This window comes from Streptomyces echinoruber (assembly GCF_014651135.1).
GTDB lineage: Bacteria > Actinomycetota > Actinomycetes > Streptomycetales > Streptomycetaceae > Streptomyces > Streptomyces echinoruber.
Genome location: NZ_BMWH01000019.1, coordinates 78,320 through 94,862 on the forward strand (window position 1 = coordinate 78,320; position 16,543 = coordinate 94,862).

Annotated in this window: 12 protein-coding genes; 5 read left to right on the plus strand and 7 right to left on the minus strand. The window is 73.2% G+C overall.

Features of this window, described 5'->3' with window-relative positions; all coding sequences use genetic code 11:
- Positions 1–70: 70 nt before the first annotated feature.
- From IE225_RS21280 to IE225_RS21295, 4 genes are all read right to left on the minus strand, one after another.
- On the minus strand, positions 71–2,206 hold the full coding sequence (locus IE225_RS21280; RefSeq protein WP_190059184.1) for an amylo-alpha-1,6-glucosidase: 2,136 nt from the start codon (positions 2,204–2,206) through the stop codon (positions 71–73).
- Positions 2,207–2,436: 230 nt separating this feature from the next.
- A complete protein-coding gene (locus tag IE225_RS21285) occupies positions 2,437–3,027 on the minus strand; it encodes a TetR/AcrR family transcriptional regulator (protein WP_190059185.1) in 591 nt (196 codons plus the stop codon).
- 77 nt (positions 3,028–3,104) lie between these two features.
- Entirely contained in the window at positions 3,105–3,356 is a 252-nt protein-coding gene (locus IE225_RS21290; protein ID WP_190059186.1) for a DUF397 domain-containing protein, read from the minus strand.
- On the minus strand, positions 3,353–4,198 hold the full coding sequence (locus IE225_RS21295) for a helix-turn-helix domain-containing protein (protein WP_190059187.1): 846 nt from the start codon (positions 4,196–4,198) through the stop codon (positions 3,353–3,355). Before IE225_RS21295 ends, IE225_RS21290 begins: the two co-directional genes overlap by 4 nt.
- Before the next feature lie 161 nt (positions 4,199–4,359).
- On the opposite strand from IE225_RS21295, the gene IE225_RS21300 reads away from it, so the two are divergent.
- Positions 4,360–4,830 carry an ATP-binding protein gene (locus tag IE225_RS21300; RefSeq protein ID WP_190059188.1) on the plus strand — a complete coding sequence of 157 codons (471 nt, stop codon included), beginning with the start codon at positions 4,360–4,362 and terminating at the stop codon, positions 4,828–4,830.
- A gap of 146 nt (positions 4,831–4,976) precedes the next feature.
- On the opposite strand, the gene IE225_RS21305 is transcribed toward IE225_RS21300, so the two are convergent.
- The gene (locus IE225_RS21305) at positions 4,977–5,612 is read right to left on the minus strand and encodes a TetR/AcrR family transcriptional regulator (RefSeq protein ID WP_190059189.1); all 636 of its coding nucleotides are present in this window, start codon (positions 5,610–5,612) and stop codon (positions 4,977–4,979) included.
- An 88-nt stretch (positions 5,613–5,700) separates the two neighbouring features.
- On the opposite strand from IE225_RS21305, the gene IE225_RS21310 reads away from it, so the two are divergent.
- Together IE225_RS21310 and IE225_RS21315 are read left to right on the plus strand one after the other, a co-directional pair.
- Entirely contained in the window at positions 5,701–7,233 is a 1,533-nt protein-coding gene (locus IE225_RS21310; protein WP_268250010.1) for an FAD-dependent oxidoreductase, read from the plus strand.
- Between the two features lie 342 nt (positions 7,234–7,575).
- Positions 7,576–8,343, plus strand: coding sequence for a DUF6585 family protein (locus tag IE225_RS21315; protein WP_190059190.1), 768 nt, complete (start codon positions 7,576–7,578; stop codon positions 8,341–8,343).
- Positions 8,344–8,409: 66 nt separating this feature from the next.
- Here the strand turns inward: IE225_RS21315 and IE225_RS21320 are convergent, their stop codons facing one another.
- Positions 8,410–11,319 (minus strand): glycoside hydrolase family 2 TIM barrel-domain containing protein, encoded by a 2,910-nt coding sequence (locus tag IE225_RS21320; RefSeq protein WP_190059191.1) that lies wholly within the window; start codon positions 11,317–11,319, stop codon positions 8,410–8,412.
- A gap of 207 nt (positions 11,320–11,526) precedes the next feature.
- Complete coding sequence (locus IE225_RS21325; RefSeq protein WP_190059192.1) at positions 11,527–12,771, minus strand: FAD-binding protein; 1,245 nt, start codon at positions 12,769–12,771, stop codon at positions 11,527–11,529.
- A 374-nt stretch (positions 12,772–13,145) separates the two neighbouring features.
- Here IE225_RS21325 and IE225_RS21330 point away from each other — a divergent pair, with 374 nt between their 5' ends.
- On the plus strand, positions 13,146–14,465 hold the full coding sequence (locus IE225_RS21330; RefSeq protein ID WP_190059193.1) for a radical SAM protein: 1,320 nt from the start codon (positions 13,146–13,148) through the stop codon (positions 14,463–14,465).
- A gap of 414 nt (positions 14,466–14,879) precedes the next feature.
- Entirely contained in the window at positions 14,880–16,412 is a 1,533-nt protein-coding gene (locus IE225_RS21335) for a cellulose binding domain-containing protein (protein WP_190059194.1), read from the plus strand.
- Positions 16,413–16,543: the final 131 nt, after the last annotated feature.

A 16,543-nucleotide genomic window follows, 5' to 3' on the forward strand; every position in this document is an offset into this window, starting at 1 on the left:
GCCGGACCGCGGGTGGTGCGGGAAAGCTCGAATAAGGTGACGGCCCGTCAGGAAAAAATGTGACGCCCCGTCAGGTAACTGTTCGCCAGGTGTTGCAGGGGCACGGCTCTTGGGTGAGCCGCAGGGTGGAGGGCAGCCCGGTGACGTGGACCTCGCCGTCCTCCGTCACGGTGACGGCCGCCCGCGCGGTGCCGAGCGGCACGTCGGTCAGGCGCAGCGCGCCGAAGCGGGCGGGCAGGTGCGGGTCGAGGCGCAGTACGCCGTGCGGGACGCACACCTCGGCGCCCAGCAGGACGCGCAGCAGGTACAGGGGGGTCGCCGAGGCCCACGCCTGCGGCGAGCAGGCCGCCGGGTAGGGCACCGGCTGGGCGTACTCGGCGCGGTCGAAGCCGCACAGCAGCTCCGGCAGGCGCCCGCCGAAGGCCGCGGCGGCGTCCAGGACGGCCTCGGCGACGCGGCGGGCGTGGTCGGCGAAGCCGTAGCGCATCAGGCCGGCGGCGACGATGCCGCTGTCGTGCGGCCACACCGAGCCGTTGTGGTAGCTCATCGGGTTGTACGCGGCCATGGAGGTGGCCAGCGTGCGCACGCCCCAGCCGCTGAACATCTCGGGGGACAACAGCCGTTCGGCGACCAGCGGGGCCTTGTCGGTGTCGACGATGCCGGTCCACAGGCAGTGGCCCATGTTGGAGGCGAGCGCGTCCACGGGCCGCTTCTCGCCGTCGAGCGCCTCGGCGTACCAGCCCCGTTCGGGCAGCCAGAACCGTTCGTTGAAGCGCTCCTTGAGCGCGCGGGCCTTCTCCCGCCACCGCGCGGCGCCGTCCGGGTCGCCGGTCTGCTCGGCGAGCAGCGCGCGGGCCGTGTAGGCGGCGTACACGTATCCCTGCACCTCGGCGAGGGCGATCGGGGGTTCGGCGAGCCGGCCGTCGGCGCCGTTGACGCCGTCCCAGGAGTCCTTCCAGCCCTGGTTGGCCAGGCCGCGGTCGGTGGCGCGCCGGTACTCGACGAAGCCGTCGCCGTCGCGGTCGCCGTACTTCTCCACCCACTCCAGGGCCCGGTCGGCGTGCGGCAGCAACTCCCGTACGGCGTCCGGGTCGACGCCCCAGCGGCACAGCTCGCCCAGCAGCATCACGAACAGGGGCGTGGCGTCGATGGTGCCGTAGTACACCGTGCCGCCCAGGGACAGCGACGCCTCGACGCCGAAGCGCAACTCGTGCGGGATCTTGCCCGGCTCCTCCTCGGTGACCGGGTCGGTCTTCACGCCCTGGTAGCGGGCGAGCACCTGGGCGGTGCTGAGCGCCAGCCGGGGGTCGAGCGGCAGCGCCATCAGGGAGGTGAGGATCGAGTCACGGCCGAACAGCGCCATGAACCAGGGGGCGCCGGCCGCCACGACGGGCGTGTCGGGCCGCTGCGGGTCGAAGATGCGCAGCGCGCCCAGGTCCTGGCAGCTACGGCGCAGCGTCAGCGCCAGCGACTCGTCGCCGACCTTCACCCGCGGCCCCGACGCGCGCCACTCGGTGGTGCGCACCGACGGCCCGGCCTGCTCCACGGGCCGTTCCAGCGGGAACGACGTCGGCGTCTCCACCCCGTCGATCACCGGTGTGACCAGGATGGACGCCCGCCAGGTGCCGCGCGGCGGGACCACGGCGCGGAAGGTGAGCCGGTCGGGGGAGCAGATGGCGTCCTCGGCGACGATCCGCACCCCGCGGCTCTCGCCCCGCCACTGGCGGCTCAGGGCGAGGACCCCGTCGCCGTAGTCGACGCCGTACTGGCCGCGCGGTGCGACCCGGCCCTCCTTCACCTCGAACAGGTCGGCGAAGTCGGCCTCCACGCGCAGGGTGAGCACGCAGGCGGCGGCCTCGTTGCCGAGGTTGCGCAGCACCAGGTCCTCGCGCATGCCGGCGCCGACGAACCGGCGCCGCTCGACGAGGACGGTGGCCTCGCTGTTCCCGGGGCGGGGCCGGGCGCGGCCGAGGAACAGCGCCTCGTACGGCTCCTGGGCGATGACCGTGAGCGGGTCGACCTCCTCCTCGTCCAGGCGGAGCTGCCAGACGGACAGGATGCGGGTGTCGCGGTGGAAGAGCCCTTGGGGTGTGCCGGGCACGAGGTCCCCGCCCCGCTCGGACAGGCAGAACGACGATCCTTCGATCAGTGTCACCGAGTCGCCGCTCTGCGTCGCCTCACCGGCGAACGTCCAGCCCTCGCCCATCGATCACCTTCCCGGTCACGATCTGCAGACACGTGAGCATCAGAGCCCGTGAGAAAGACGGTCGATCGGAAATTTTTATACGACGCAGCTCAACTTTCCTGCAAGTGAGGCGAGGGCATTCCCGAGCCCGCGCGACTGACCTCCGTGTCGGCCGTCGCAGGACGGGGCCGCTGCCGGTGATGCCGGTGATGCCAGTGAGGCCGGTGATGTCGGTGGTGTCGCAGTGCTGCTCAGGTGTGCCGCCCGTCCTTGCCGGCGCGGGGCCAGTTCTCCAAGGCGATGTGCAGCGCGTCGACCGCCTTCTCCCAGGAGGCCTGCACGTCGCGCGGGGCATTGAAGCCGCCGCCGGCCTCCAGCACGCAGTAGCCGTGGAAGGTGCTGCGCAACAGGCGGACGGCGTCGGTGAGATCGGGTTCCTCGAGGCCGTAGGCGCGCAGCATGCCGTAGGTGATCTCGGCGGTGCGGCGCATGGCGGGGGAGTCCGCGGCCAGGGACTGGTCCAGGCGGATCTGCAGCGCCGCGTACCGCCCCGGGTGCGCGAGCGCGTACGCCCGGTACGCCCCGGCGAACGCGGCCAGCGCGTCCCTGCCCGCCCGCCCGGCCACGGCTGCCGCGATCTCGTCGATCATCTCGCCGCCCGCGTACAGGGCGAGCCGGGTGCGCAGGTCGTGCAGGTTCCTGACGTGCGCGTACAGGCTCGCGTCCTTCACGCCGAAGCGGCGGGCCAGGGCGGAGAGGGTGACGTTCTCGAAGCCGACCTCGTCGGCGAGTTCGGCGGCGGCCGCGACGAGGCGGTCGGCGGTGAGGCCGGCGCGGGGCATGGGGGACCTCCCGGAAACCTAGGGCGCCTAGGAAGCAGCCTAGCGCAGGAAGGTTCCCGGGAGGTCGGGTCCGGCGGTCAGTCCCGGCCGCGGGCGGCGAACTCCACGAACTCCGTCCAGGCGGTGGGGGAGAGGGCGAGCCGCGGACCCTCGGTGTTCTTGGAGTCGCGGACGTGGACGGTGGTGGGGCAGGCGGCGACCTCGACGCAGTCGCCGGAGCTGCCGCTGCTGTATGTCGACTTGCGCCAGTCCAGAGCGACTTCGACGCAGTCGCCCGAGTCGTCGCCGCTGTAGCTGCTCTTGAACCAGGCCAGTTCGGTGGTGCTCATAGCACTCCTCGCAGTCGCTCCAGCAGGCTCCGGGAATCCTCCGGGGTCAGAGCCTGTGAGCGCAGTTTCGCATAGCGCATGTGCAGCACACTGATCGTCTTCGGGTTGACGATGAACTGGCTGCTCTCCTGGCCCTCCAGGTAGGCGAACCACTCGTTGTCCGGTGTTTCCAGGAGTCGGATGGGCCCGTTCAGGCCGGGGTGGAAGCCGCGCGACATCGGCATCACCTGGACCTCCACGTTGCGCGGCTCCGTGGCCTCCAGGATGTGGTCGATCTGCGCGCGCATGAGCTCCTCCCCGCCGGTCGGCCGCCGCAGGACGTGCTCCTCGACGATGAAGCTGAACGCCGTGTGCGGCCGCTCCGCGAACAGGGACTGCCGTTCCAGACGGGCCGTGACCTGAGCCTCGATCTCCGATTCCGTGAGCAGTGGCACCCGCGCTTGGAACAGCGTGAGCGCATACGCCTCCGTCTGCAGCAGTCCCGGAACGAACCGGTTCTCGTACGTGTAGAGGCTGATCGCCTGCTCCTCCAGCTCCGCCCACTGGCGGAACCACGACGCCAGTCCCTTCTCCCTGCTGACGTGCTTGTAGACCCCCTTGAGGGCGCCGAACGCGTCCAGGACCTCCTCCGCCCGTTCGACGAACACGCGCGGCGGGAAGCGCCGCCCCTGTTCGATCGACGCCACCGTCGACGGCTGGTAGCGGACGAGCGGCGCGTACTCCTCCTGCGTGTAACCCGCCCGCTTGCGGAAGGCCTTGTGCGCGGCCCCGAAGGCCTTCAGGCTGTCGGACGGCTCGGGCTCGTTCGAGGTGTTCTCGACACTGATGGTGCTGTCGGTCATACGGGAACTCCCGGGTGCATGGTGGTGCATGGTGCCAACCCCGCCAAGTCCCCCATGGTCACGGTCGGTTACGCGCACTGTCCACAGCGTGAACTCGTACAACGCGCAGCGTACGAGTTTCGTCCCTGGGCGACTCCCGTGCCGCGCGGGACGGTTGGGGCATGCAAGGAGAGACCCGGGTCCACCCGCCTGTCACCGTCAGCACGTTCACGCAGTTGTTCAGCCCGACTCCGCGCGGCGCCCGGCTCGCGCGGCGGCTGGTCGCCAACCGGATGGACGTGTGGGGATATCCGTACGACGGCGAGGCGAACGAAACCGTGACCCTGGTCGTGGCCGAACTCGCCGCGAACGCCGTACGGCACGGGCGGGTGCGGGGGCGCGACTTCCGGGTGCGGCTGGTGCTGCGCGGGGACGTCGTGCGGGTGGAGGTCACCGACGCGGCGGTGGAGCGGCTGCCGGTGCCCGGGAAGCCGTCGGGTGAGGGTGAGGGAGAGGGCGACGGGGAGGACGAAGGCGGTCGCGGGCTGGTGCTGGTCGCCGCGCTGTCCCGGGCGTGGGGAGTGGACCGCCACCCGCAGTCGACGTACAAGACCGTCTGGGCGGAGGTCCCGGTGCCGGGCCGGGCCGGCTGACCGGCGCGTGCGGCCCCGGGTGCGCCGCCCTGTTCACCGGCCCCACCGGCCCCACCGGCTCGACCGACTCCACCGGCCTCACAGGCCGGCCGGCTTCACCTGTGGTGACTTCCCGTCCGAGGCGGTGCGGGTCATGCTCCGCGCCGTCACGAGGCCAGGCGGTGCAGTCCGTTCTCCAGCAGGGCGAACGCGTGCTCGGCGTCCTGCACGGCGCCCGCGTAGCGCTCGTCGGCCGGCTCCCCGTACGCCAGGCGCTCGGCGTTGTCGTTCGCCAGCGCCCACTGCACCGCGACGATCTGGGCGGCGGCGAGGCGCGCGGTGAGTTCCGGAGTGGCCGCGGTCTCCCGCAGTGCCTCGGCGAGCGCGCGTTCGGCGCCGGTCTTGAACCGTTCCATCCGGGCCACCAGCGAGGGCGTGTCGAGGATCATCCGGTGGAGCGCGAGGATGCCGGGCCGGTCGTTGAGCCCGGTGATCGGGTCCCGCTCACGCAGCCCCCTGAGGAAGTGCTCGCGCAGCGCGGTCAGCGGGGTGGTGCCGGCCGGGCGGGCCCGCACCACCCGGGCGGCCTCGGTCTCGTGGTCGGCGAAGCGGTGCACCACGAGGTCTTCCTTGGTCGGGAAGTACGCGAAGAGCGTGCGTCTGGACACTTCCGCGGCCTCGGCCACCTGGGCCACCGAGACCCGGGTGAAGCCGTGTTCGAGGAACAGCGTGATCGCCGCCTCGGAGATCGCCGCGCGGGTCCGCTGCTTCTTGCGCTCCCGAAGCCCCGGCTTGCTGTTCATGGCGCCCACGGTAGCAAATAACTGCCTTGAGGCGATTTCTGCACCAGGTATAGTTTTGCCCTCAGGCGAGAAACGAGGTGGAGCGAAGGTGCTGACGGAGATCGAGATCGAGAGCGAGAACGAGAACGAGACCGAGATCGAGACCGAGGTCGTCGTCGCGGGCGCCGGTCCGACCGGGCTGATGCTGGCGTGCGAACTGGCTCTGGCCGGGGTCGAGACCCTGGTACTGGAGAAACTGCCCCGGCGCGTCGAGCAGGTGAAGGGCGGCGCGATCCAGCCCCGCACCGCCGAACTGCTGGAGCTGCGCGGGCTGCTGGAGCCGTTGCTGAAACGGGCCGCGCCGCGTGAGCCGGTGGGCGGGCACTTCGCGGGCCTGCCGGTGCCGTTGGACTGCGCCCCGTGGCGCACCAGACACCCTTTCCCGATCATGATTCCCCAGTGGGAGATCGAGGAGGTGCTGGAGGAACGGGCGATGGCCGGCGGCGTGCGGGTCCTGCGCGGCAGCGCGGTCTCGGGAGTCGAGCAGGACGACGACGGCGTGACCGTGACCGCGGACGGCCTGCGGGTGCGGGCGCGTTATCTGGTGGCGTGCGACGGCGGGCACAGCACGGTGCGCAAACTGCTCGACCTGCCGTTCCCCGGCAGGCCCGGGACCCATCAGGCGGTGCTGGCCGACATCCGTCTGTCCGCCGTGTCGCCGCTGGTGCCGCGGCAGATGGGGCACATGAGCACCCTGACCCGCCATGCGGGCGGCTACTGGTCCATGCTGGTGCCGCTCGGCGGGGACCGGTACCGGCTCACCTTCGGGCGCACGGACCAGGCGGACACCACCCGGGACACTCCCGTCACCCGCGAGGAGATCACCGCCGCGCTGCAGGCGGTGTACGGCGAGGAGACCGTCCTCGGCGCGGTGGACAACTCCTCGCGGTTCAGCGACGCCACGCGGCAGTTGGAGCACTACCGCGTGGGCCGCGTCCTGTTCGCCGGGGACGCCGCGCACATCCACCCGCCGCTGGGCGGCCAGGGACTCAACCTCGGTGTGCAGGACGCGTTCAACCTCGGCTGGAAACTGGCCGCGGCCGTCCAGGACCGGGCGCCGAGCGGCCTCCTGGACAGCTACCACGCCGAACGGCACCCGGTCGCGGCCCAGGTGCTGCACCACACCTCGGCCCAGCGGGTCCTGGCCCAGCCGAATCCGAGCGAGGACGTGGCCGCCCTGCGCGACATCGTCACCGACCTGCTGCGGCTGCCCGACACCAACCGCCACCTCGCGGGACTGATGTCCGGCCTGTCGCTGCGCTACGAGCTGCCCGGCGAACACCCGCTCACCGGACGGCGGATACCGGACGTCGACCTGGTCACCCAAGCCGGCCCCACCCGGCTGTCGGCGCTGTTCGCCTCGGGGCACGCCGTCCTGCTCGACCTGGCCGGAGCCGTCCCGGCCGACCTGCGCCTGCCGGCCCGAGTCGACCTCGTCCGCGCCGCATGCGCCGACGACGTGGGCGCCGCCGCCCTGCTCTTCCGGCCCGACGGCTACGTCTGCTGGGCCGCGGACGAATCCGCCGCCTGCGGCGAAACCCTGCTCGCCACGATCACCGGCGCCCTGACGAAGGCGCCCTGACGAAGGCGTGCCGGCGGAGGCGCGCTGACGGAGGCGTGCTGACGGAGGCGTGCTGATGGAGGCGCGTCGGCGGAGGCATGCTGACGGAGGCGTGCTGCCCTCCTGTCCGCCATGGACCGGCTGCGCCCGCGGCGCCCGGGTCGGGGAAGCCGTCGAGGCGTTCGCGGCCCGGGCGTCGGCGTGTCCGCTCACCGCGGCTCCCGCCGCTTGGCCTCCCGGCAGGCGGGAACGGCCACCGTGGCGCGATGATCCACCCCCCCGGTGCGTCCAGGCGTCGGCCCCGGCCGCAGAATGGTGGCCGAATTTCTACCTTCTGCATCACCACGGCAAGGAGCACGGCTCATGGCAGGATCCACCGCTCGGCAGGACCCCGGGCAGGACCCCGGGCAGGAAGCGGCCCAGCAGGCGGCGCTCCCGGGGACCGAAGGGCTCGGGCAGTTGCGGGAGACGTTCCTGCCGAAGCGCGTCGGCGCGGTGCGGCTGGCCGCCCTCCTGCTCATGGGAACCGTCGGCCTGATCCTTCCTCCCCTGGGCGCCTACTTCCTCTGGCTCGCCGCCCAGACACCCAATCTCTCGCGCAAGCAGGCCGCCCGCCGACTGCACCTCTTCGAGCACGGCCTGGCCGAGGTGGGGAAAAACGGTGAGGTCTCCGTCTTCCGCTGGGACGCGATGACGGCGCTCCAGGAGATCACCGAGCGGTACGCGAACGGCGTCTACGTCGGCACCACCTACGTCTACACGCTCCACCGCGAGGACGGTACGACGCTCAAGGTGACCGGCTTCTACGACCAGCCCGAGCGCTGGGGCCCGGCGCTCCAGCAGGAGATCACCCGGGCGCAGCTGCCCGGACTGCTCGCCAAGCTGGAGCAGGGCGGGACCCTGACCTACGGGGACCTCTCGGTGAACCTGGGCGGTGTGGCCACGGCCAAGGGCAGCCTGACCTGGCCGGAGATCGAGAAGGTCGAGATCTCCCAGGGGGTGCTGGTGCTGCGCAGGACCGGCAAGAAGCTGCCCTGGGCGAGGGTGCCGGTCAAGAAGATCCCGAACTTCTTCCTCTTCCTCGCCCTGGTCGACCGGCTCCGGAACGGCGACCCGCACCAGGCCGCCTGACCGCCCGAGCACGGCCGCCCGCCCGGGACCGCTCGGGCCCCGGGCGGGCCCGCTGCTGCCACCGGCTCAACGGACCCGCGAGAGGACGAAGGAGAACTCCGTCGGTCGCGGCCACAGGAAGTACCGCGGCAGCGGGCCCGGGCCGCAGGACTGGGAGCCGATGCCGTGCTGGCCGTGGTCCAGGTGGACCCACACCGTGTCCCCGGGCACCAGGTCGCCGCGGTGCCGGGCCGCGTCGAGCTGCTCGGTGGTCCAGCGGCGGGCGGTGAGGAAGAACTCCGGGTCGCCCTCGATCCTGAGGCCGCCGATCTCAACCCAGCGCACGTCGGCGCGGGCGCCGTTCTCCTGCGGGCGGACGTAGGGCGTGTGCAGCTCCTCCAGCGTGGCCTCCCAACGGCCCAGCAGGGAGGCGCACTTGGTGTCCGGGTAGGCCTCGCCGGGCCCGCCGCCGAACCAGCGCACCCGGTCCACCGTCGCCGCCGGGAGGCCGAAGCGGACGCCGAGCCGGGGCAGCGGCACCCTCCAGTCCCCCTCGGGCCGGACGGACACCGTCAGCCGCAGCCGCTCCCCGTCCGACGTCCACCGGTGGACGGTGGCCAGGCCGATCTCGCAGCCGGCCGGCGCCACCCGGGTGCGCACGGTCAGCGCGTCCCCGCCCGCCTCCACGGCGTCCAGCCGGTGTTGCGCGCGGTGCAGGCCGAGGGTGCGCCACAGCACGCCGTGGCGGGTGTCCGACTGCCACGGGGCGCCGTCGTCGTTGTCGGTGGTGGCCCGCCACACGTCCAGCCGCAGGCCGCCGGTGACCTCGATGTCGCCGACGGTCAGCAGGGCGCCGGTGCGGGCGTCGAAGGAGGCCGGGCCGAGCGTGACGCGCCGGTCGCCGGGAACGGGAGCGGCCGTCGGCGTGAGCGACGGCACCCGCCGCCCGGTGAGGGGGAACTGGCCCCAGGCCACCACGTGCCCGCGCGGCGCCCACGCGGTGTCCACCGCGAGCACCGCCCGCACGGTGGCGTGCATCTCGCCCGGCCGCCGCGGCGGTTCGGGCAGCTTCACCTCCGCCGCCTCGCCCGCCGCGAGCGCCGGCACCGGCAGCGGACCGGAGGCGACAATCTCGCCGTCCACCTGGTACGACCATGCGAAGGCGAGCGCGGACAGGCCGGCGAAGTCGTACCGGTTGGTGATCCGCACGGTGCCGCCGGCGCCTCCCCGAGCCCCCCGGCCCTCGATCCGCACCGGCTCGATGACCTTCTTGTACTCGACCAGTCCCGGCGACGGCGTGCGGTCGGGGAAGACCAGCCCGTCGCAGACGAAGTTGCCGTCGTGCAGCTCCTCCCCGAAGTCGCCGCCGTAGGCGAAGCCCAGCTCCGGATGGCGGATGCCGTGGTCGATCCACTCCCAGACGAAGCCGCCCTGCAGCCGGTCGTGGGCCTCGAACAGCCGCTGGTAGTCGGCGAGTCCGCCGGGGCCGTTGCCCATGGCGTGCGCGTACTCGCACAGGAGGAAGGGGAGTTCGCGGCGTTTGCGGGGGCCGCCGTCCAGGCCGCGCCCGATCCGCTCCACCTCCTCGTGGGAGGCGTACATCCGCGCGTACACGTCCGTGTCACGGCAGGTGGCGTCGCCCTCGTAGTGCACCGGGCGGGACGGGTCGCGGCCGTGGATCCACTCGGCCATCGCGGTCAGGCCGCGGCCGGTGCCGGCCTCGTTGCCCAGCGACCAGATCACCACCGACGGGTGGTTCTTGTCCCGTTCGACCATGCGGGCGGCGCGGTCCAGCAGGGCCGGGGTCCAGCGGTCGTCGTCGACGGGGTTGTCCCGCCAGCCCTGCCCGGTGAAGCCGTGGGTCTCCAGGTCGCACTCGTCGATCACCCACAGCCCGTACGCGTCGCACAGGTCGAGGAAGGCCGGGTGGGGCGGGTAGTGGGAGGTGCGCACGGCGTTGACGTTGTGCCGCTTCATCAGCAGCACGTCCTCGCGCATGGTCTCCGCGTCGAGGGCGCGGCCCGTGTCCGGGTGCCACTCGTGCCGGTTGACGCCCTTGAACAGGACGGGCCTGCCGTTGACCTTGATCAGGCCGTCCTCCACGGCCACCGTGCGGAAGCCGATCCGCAGCGGCACCCGCTCGCCGCTCGTGGCGAGCACACCGTCGTACAGCCGCGGGACCTCCGCCGACCACGGCTCGACGGGGACCGTCACCGACGCGCCGGTGGCGGCGTCGACGCCCAGCTCCGGGACGGTCACCCGGCCGTCGACGTCGGAGTCGACACGCAGGGTGCCCTCGCCGGTGAGGTGGTCGTAGGAGGCGTGCACGAAGAAGTCGAGCACGCAACCCGCCGGGCGGTGCAGCAGGGTCACGTCGCGGAAGACACCCGGCAGCCACCACTGGTCCTGGTCCTCCAGGTACGACCCGGCCGACCACTGGTGGACGCGGACGGCGAGCACGTTGCCGGACGGCTCCAGCAGGTGCCCGACGGCGAACTCGTGCGGCAGGCGCGAGCCCTTGAACTCGCCCAGCCGCGTGCCGTTCAGCCACACGCGGGCGCAGGACTCCACCCCGTCGAAGCGCAGCACCGCGTCCCCGTCCGCCGGCCAGTCCGCCGGCAGGTCGAAGACGCGCAGGTGGTCGCCGGTCGGGTTCTCGGTCGGCACCCGCGGCGGATCGACCGGGAAGGGGTAGAGGTGGTTGGTGTAGATCGGGGAGCCGTGGCCCTGGAGCACCCAGTGGCCGGGGACGGACACCTCCGCCCAGCCCCCGGCGTCGTACCCGGGCTCGGCGAAGACGTCGTCCTCGGCGTCGGCGGTCGGCGACAGGCGGAAGCGCCACTTTCCGTTCAGCGAGAGGGACTTCGCGTCCGAGGACGCGTACCGGGCGCGGGGCGGCAGGGTCCCGCTGCCCGGGGAGACGTCCTCGACGTAATCGGTGGAGGCGGTGGAAGCGGTGGAGGCGGTGCAGTCGGTCGCGGGGGCGCGGAAAGACATCGGTCTCCAGGTCGTGAGAGGGAGCGTCGGCCCTTGACGCCGACCGGTGCGATCCCCCCCCCGCACCGGCCGGCACCGCGGGAAGCCGCAAGAAGCCGCAGAAAGCCGCAGGAGAAGAGGAACACGAACGGCAGGGCGGGGTCGAGAGGGCGGCGGCCGCCACGGCCGGCTCACCCGCACCCGACAGCAGGCCGACCGGCCCGGCGGTCACCCGCCGAGCACGTCCCGCACGAACGCGTTGCTGAACTTCCCCGCCGGATCGAGCTCCCGCGCCAGCGCCCGGAAGTCGCCGATGCGCGGGAAGCGCTCCCGCAGTACGGCCGGCGGCACGGTGAACACCTTGCCCCAGTGCGGCCGCGGGTCGAACGCGTCCAGCGCCTCCTCCAGCCGCCCCACCACCGGCAGCACCGCCTCCGTGTCCGCCACCCAAGTGAAGTGCAGCGCCACGCTGTCGCGCCGGTACGCCGGGCTGAGCCACTGCGCGTCCGCGGCGACCGCCCGCACCTCGCACACCCGCAGCACCGGCGCCACGGCGTCCCGGATCGCGTCCAGGGCGTGCAGCGCGTCCAGGGCGCGGGCCCGCGGCAGCAGGTACTCGGACTGCAGCTCGGCGCCGCTGCTCGGGGTGAACTCCGGCCGGAAGTGCGGCAGCCGCTCGTGCCACGGCCCCGGCACGCCGAGCTGCTCGGTGCAGTTGCGCGCGGGCATCCCCGGCACCGGGTGCAGCGGCACGGTCGCGGGCGCCGCCCACGGGAAAGCGGCGAGCGGCTGGTCGGTGCGCCGCTTCAGCCACACCTGCCGGAAGCCCGGCGCGGCGAAGTCGGTGAACAGGCTCACGCTGTACGCCGCCGCCGCGACCGTCTCGTAGTCCAGCCCCTGAAGCGGCAGTTCGGTGAAGACGTGCTGCTCCACCTCGTACCCCGGCTCCAGCTCCAACACGAGCGCGGCCACCACCCCCAGGGCGCCCAGCGAGGTCACGGCCCCGTCGAAGCGGGGATCGCCGCGCCCGATCGTCACCACCGAGCCGTCCGCCGTCACCAGCTCCACCTCCCGTACGGAGGCGGCGAGCGGGCCGTTGGCGACGCCCGAGCCGTGGGTGCCGGTGGCCACCGACCCGGCGACCGAGATGTGCGGCAGCGAGGCCATGTTGGGCAGCGCGAGACCCTCGGCGTGCACCCGGCGGGCCAGCTCCGCGTAGGTCACGCCGCCGCCGACGCGCACCGTGCGGGCCGCCGTGTCGACGTCCACCTCGGCGGGCAGGGCCGCCAGCGACACCAGCACCCCCTCGGCGCCCGGCTCGGCCAGCGTGTTGAAGGAGTGCCCGCTGCCCAGCACCCGCACCCGCTCGCTGCCCGCGACCAGCGACCGCAACGCGTCCGGCGTGCGCGGCCGGTGCACCTCCTTGGCGGTGTAGGCGATGTTGCCGGCCCAGTTGGTCACGGTCTCGGCCATCGGGCGTCCCTCCCCGGTGAGTGAAGTGCTTACCGGGCATCCCAGCCGAAGCCCACCCGGCGATCAAGCCCGTTCCCACCCCTCGGACCGCCCGTTTCCGGTGGGCGCCGGCCCCGCTCGCGCCGAAGACCGGCCGGATGCTGCCTCAGAAGCCGTGCAAGCCTTGCCGGAGGCCGGCTCGGAAGCCGTGGAAGCTTTGCCGGAGGCCGGCTCGGAAGCCGTGGAAGCTTTGCCGGAGGCCGGCTCGGAAGCCGTGCAAGCCGTGTCGAAGGCCGACTCGGAAGCCGTGTCGGAGGGGGACCCGGCATCGGGTCCGGACACGTGGGGGCATACCGTGGGGAAGCGAACGCCGAAGCCGGGAGGAGAAGACGTCGATGAGCAGCCGTACCGCGCTGGTCGAGGATCTGATGGAGCGCTTCCCGCACGTGCCGCGGGAGGCCGTCGTCAAGGAGGACCTGCTCCGGGGCGGGATCGCGTTCGACCCGTCGGCGCTCAGCGACAACGAGGGCGGCGAGGTCAAACCGAAGTCCTACTTCATCTTCTCCTTCGACCACGGCACCCTGCCGGAGCTGGGCGAGGCGGCGCTGCGGCGCCCGCCGGAGGAGATCATCCTCACCGGCGGCCCCTACGGGCTGCGCCGCACCGTCGTCTCCGTGCGGGTCAACCCGTCCTCGCCCTACCGCGTCGCCGCCGGCGAGGACGGCCTGCTCGGCCTCTACCTCGACGGCCGCCGCATCGCCGACGTCGGCGTGCCGCCCATGCCCGAGTACTACCGGCACAAGCTGTCCAACGGAAAGTCCGTCATGGAGGTCGCCCCCACCATCCAGTGGGGCTACCTGATCTACCTCACCGTCTTCCGGGTCTGCCAGTACTTCGGCGCCAAGGAGGAGTGCCAGTACTGCGACATCAACCACAACTGGCGCCAGCACAAGGCCGCCGGCCGGCCCTACACGGGCGTCAAGGACGTCGAGGAGGTGCTGGAGGCCCTCGACATCATCAACCGGTACGACACCCAGAAGGCGTCCACCGCCTACACCCTCACCGGCGGCGCCATCACCAAGACCGTCGCCGGGCGCGACGAGGCCGACTTCTACGGCCACTACGCCAAGGCCATCGAGGAGCGCTTCCCGGGCCGCTGGATCGGCAAGGTCGTCGCGCAGGCGCTGCCCAAGGCGGACGTGCAGCGCTTCAAGGACTACGGCGTCAAGATCTACCACCCCAACTACGAGGTGTGGGACCGCCGCCTGTTCGAGCTGTACTGCCCGGGCAAGGAGCGCTACGTCGGCCGCGACGAGTGGCACCGCCGCATCCTGGACTCCGCCGAGGTGTTCGGCCCGCGCAACGTCATCCCCAACTTCGTCGCGGGCGTCGAGATGGCCGCCCCGCACGGCTTCACCACCGTCGACGAGGCCATCGCCTCCACCACCGAGGGCCTGCGCTTCTTCATGTCGCACGGCATCACGCCCCGCTTCACCACCTGGTGCCCGGAGCCCACCACCCCGCTGGGCCGGGCCAACCCGCAGGGCGCGCCGCTGGAGTACCACATCCGCCTGCTGGAGGCCTACCGCGCCACCATGGACGACTTCGGCCTGTCCTCCCCGCCCGGCTACGGCCCGCCCGGCCCCGGCCGCGCGGTGTTCTCCGTCAGCTCCTTCATGGACAGCCTTCCGGCGGAGGAGACCGCCGCGGTGTAGCGGTGCCGGCGGCACGGCGGACGGCGGCACCACGGCATGGTGGGCGCGGCGGTACCACGGCACGGCGGCACGGCGGCACGGCGGCACGGCGGCACCACGGCATGGTGGGCGCGGCGGCACGGCGGCACGGCGGCACGGCGGCACGGCGGCACCACGGCATGGTGGGCGCGGCGGCACGGCGGCACGGCGGCACGGCGGCACGGCGGCGCGAGCGGTGAGTCGTCGGGCCGCCGCCGTCCGTATCCAGGGGCGGAGTACGGGTGACGACTCCGGCGCCCGGACCGCCGGCGACGACATGTGAAAACGGCGCTTGTCAGTCGTATCGGAGGCGTGAAAGGCTCTTGCCTGCCGCGAGGGTTCCCCAACTCCAACGCCAGTACGTTGAGTTGACCTCGCTCGTGATGCAGGAGACCCATGCCCGACCTGCCGAAGCCGAAGGACGACACCGAGGCCGCGCTGTTCTCCGAGTGCTGGGACGCGGTGCTGTCGTACGCCGACCTGTGCACGGCCGGCTCCACCGCCGCCCAGGAACTGGCCACGGAGGCGTTCGCGCTCGGCATGCGCGGCATCCGCGCCGCCGACGCCGGCCCCGGGCGCACCCCCGGACGCCGCACCGGCCGGCTGCCCAGGATCCCGCAGCTGCTGACCGCCGTCCGCGACACCGCGGCGGCCTGGGAGGCGGGCGGCCAGGGCCACCGGCTCGACCCCGACCTGCGGCTGTGGCTCCACTCCGACAAGGCCGCCCGCTACACCGGGCCGCCCCTGGAGCGGCCGCTGGCGCTGCGCGCCCTGAAGGACCTGCAGGAGGCGGACGCGACACTGCTGTGGCTGGCCGAGGTGGAGGCGCTGCCGGCCGCCGCCGCGGCCCGCCGCCTCGGCCTCGACCCGGCCACCGCACCCGACGACCTCGACGAGGTCCGCGGCCTGTTCCGGGACCGCTGCCGGAGCAACCACCTGGACTCGCCGCTCGCCCCCGAGTGCCGCAGCTACGCCCGCCTGCTGGACGCCGTCACCCGCTCCCCCGGCACCGAGACCCCTGACGACCTCTCCCGGCACCTGGCCACCTGCGTGCGCTGCGCGGAGGCCGCCGCCTGCCTCAGGCTGCACGGCGGCGGACTGCCCGCGGCGCTCGCCGCCGGCGTCGTCGGCTGGGGCGGCCTGGCCTACCTGGAGCGCCGCCGCCGCGCCACCGACGTACGGCTGGGCGCGCCGCGCCCCGCGCGGCGCGAGAAGACGGACACCGGCGACCCCGAGGGCGGCGCGGGCCGGGCCCGCGCCGCCCGCAACGGGCTGCTCGCCGCCGCCGTCCTGCTGTCCCTGGTCGCGCTCGCCGTGTCGATGATGCCGCTCGGCGGCTCCGGCGGCTCCGGCGACGACACCGCCGCCCGCGACGGCACCGGCAGCCAACCCGTCGCCGAACCCCGCCCCTCCCTGCCCGCCGTGGATCCGGCGACCGGAACGACGCCCGCCTCCCCGCGGCCCACCGCGCACCGCACCACCCGCACGGCCGGCACCCCCGGCGCGCGGCACGCCGACCCCGAGCCCCAGGGCACCTCCTCCACGGTCGCCGCCGGCCCGACCCGCACCGGCCCGTCCTCCGGCGGCTCCACGCCCACCGTCACCGCCGGCCCGCCCCCCTGCACGGTCGAGTACCGCCTCGTCGACCAGTGGCCCGACGGCTTCCAGGCCACCGTCGCCGTCACCACCGTCGCCGCCCTCGACGACTGGCGCGTCACCTGGTCCTTCCGCGACGGCCAGAGGATCGACCGGATGTGGGACGCGGACTTCACCCAGAGCGGCTCCCGCGTCACCGCCGCCGCCACCGACTACAACCGGTCCGTCGCCGCCGGCGGCCGAGTCGCCTTCGGCTTCATCGCCTCCTGGCGGGAGAAGAACTCCGCGCCCTACGGCTTCGCGCTGAACGGGCACGGCTGCAAAACCGGTTGACCCCCGCGGGGCGCGTCCCGCTAGGGTGGGGCGACCCGTGCGGCGGCCGACCGCTGCCGCACCCGCCAGCCGCGTACGTATGAGGAGGTGTCGACCGATGGCCGTCGTTGTGTCGGGCGCTGCCCGCTTCC

Excerpts from the sequence above, each read along its gene's own strand:
- IE225_RS21280 (WP_190059184.1), bottom strand. The coding sequence starts at position 2,206 with ATGGGCGAGGGCTGGACGTTCGCCGGTGAGGCGACGCAGAGCGGCGAC.
- IE225_RS21285 (WP_190059185.1), bottom strand. The coding sequence starts at position 3,027 with ATGCCCCGCGCCGGCCTCACCGCCGACCGCCTCGTCGCGGCCGCCGCC.
- IE225_RS21290 (WP_190059186.1), bottom strand. The coding sequence starts at position 3,356 with ATGAGCACCACCGAACTGGCCTGGTTCAAGAGCAGCTACAGCGGCGAC.
- IE225_RS21295 (WP_190059187.1), bottom strand. The coding sequence starts at position 4,198 with ATGACCGACAGCACCATCAGTGTCGAGAACACCTCGAACGAGCCCGAG.
- IE225_RS21300 (WP_190059188.1), top strand. The coding sequence starts at position 4,360 with ATGCAAGGAGAGACCCGGGTCCACCCGCCTGTCACCGTCAGCACGTTC.
- IE225_RS21305 (WP_190059189.1), bottom strand. The coding sequence starts at position 5,612 with ATGAACAGCAAGCCGGGGCTTCGGGAGCGCAAGAAGCAGCGGACCCGC.
- IE225_RS21315 (WP_190059190.1), top strand. The coding sequence starts at position 7,576 with ATGGCAGGATCCACCGCTCGGCAGGACCCCGGGCAGGACCCCGGGCAG.
- IE225_RS21320 (WP_190059191.1), bottom strand. The coding sequence starts at position 11,319 with ATGTCTTTCCGCGCCCCCGCGACCGACTGCACCGCCTCCACCGCTTCC.
- IE225_RS21325 (WP_190059192.1), bottom strand. The coding sequence starts at position 12,771 with ATGGCCGAGACCGTGACCAACTGGGCCGGCAACATCGCCTACACCGCC.
- IE225_RS21330 (WP_190059193.1), top strand. The coding sequence starts at position 13,146 with ATGAGCAGCCGTACCGCGCTGGTCGAGGATCTGATGGAGCGCTTCCCG.
- IE225_RS21335 (WP_190059194.1), top strand. The coding sequence starts at position 14,880 with ATGCCCGACCTGCCGAAGCCGAAGGACGACACCGAGGCCGCGCTGTTC.